This window comes from Oleiphilus sp. HI0125, from assembly GCF_001635355.1.
In genome coordinates this window covers 1-702 of record NZ_LWGF01000204.1, presented here as the reverse complement: position 1 = coordinate 702, position 702 = coordinate 1, and the positions used below count along the sequence as shown (strand labels likewise).

The 702-nt window shown below is 42.5% G+C and carries 1 protein-coding gene and 1 pseudogene; both read left to right on the top strand.

Translation table 11 applies throughout. From position 1 onward, the window contains the following. Positions 1–205: pseudogene (locus A3762_RS28170) on the top strand (sodium:proline symporter); the annotation flags it as partial. A 1-nt stretch (position 206) separates the two neighbouring features. Next, positions 207–702: metallophosphoesterase (locus tag A3762_RS03195; protein WP_197468984.1), on the top strand; the 496-nt coding region annotated here is incomplete at its 3' end.

Here is a 702-nt window from a genome sequence, read left to right as displayed (position 1 = left end):
TTACTTATGCTCATTCATTAGCGCTATCGGCGGTGCTGCCTTATATTTTACTGAATCATCAGGGCATACAGCATTACTCGGTGACGCACATAAATATACGAAGCTTCTGTGGATTTCATTGAGCGTATTAGCAATTGGGTGCACTGCATTCTTTATTTCTCTCATTATGAATAAACCACGCACCCAACAATTGTCAGGGGTCTAGTTTGCTTATTGAAGTAAGACAAGACTTACCCTTACTCGTGTTTGGCGGGCCATATAGTAATTTGGCCGCCACTCTGGCAATTCGTGAAAAAGCCGTTGAGCTAAAAATCCCCAATAGCAACGTTATTTGCACAGGCGATATTGTTGCATATTGCGCCTCGCCGCGAGAGTGTACTGACTTAATTCATGATTGGGGTATTCACGTTGTACAAGGCAATTGTGAAGACGCATTAGGAAACGATAAATTTGATTGCGGTTGCGGATTTGAGGAAAATTCGTCTTGCGATCTCGCGTCAAAACAATGGTACGAATACTCTAAAGCAAGAATTGGTGAAGATCAGAAAGTCTGGATGGCAGACCTTCCCAATAATCTAAAGATTAACTACCACGGTAAAACCATCATTGTCATCCATGGCGGAGTGAACCAACAGAGTCAATTTATCTTTAGGTCAAGCTCTACGACAGACAAACTACAGCAACTTAAGCAAACCGACTCCG